A 236-nucleotide genomic window follows, 5' to 3' on the forward strand; every position below is an offset into this window, starting at 1 on the left:
TGCCAATCGTCCGAGTAACGTTTACCAACGCGAGCAAGGTCAGGGCCAGTACGTTTAGAACCCCATTGGAAAGGGTGATCCCATACTGATTCGCCTGCTACAGAGTAGTGACCGTAACGCTCAACTTCATCACGAAAAGGGCGGATCATTTGTGAGTGACAGTTATAACAACCTTCACGTACATATATGTCACGGCCTTCCATTTCTAAAGCATTAAGAGGGCGTAGGCCTTCTAC

At 47.9% G+C, this 236-nt stretch carries 1 protein-coding gene; it reads right to left on the reverse strand.

Going from position 1 to position 236, the window contains the following annotated elements; translation table 11 throughout:
- Positions 1-236: cbb3-type cytochrome c oxidase subunit II (locus AAEY83_RS18465; RefSeq protein ID WP_351061604.1), on the reverse strand; the 236-nt coding region annotated here is incomplete at both ends.

Origin of the sequence: Psychrobacter sp. TB20-MNA-CIBAN-0197, assembly GCF_040309765.1 — a bacterium.
GTDB lineage: Bacteria > Pseudomonadota > Gammaproteobacteria > Pseudomonadales > Moraxellaceae > Psychrobacter > Psychrobacter submarinus.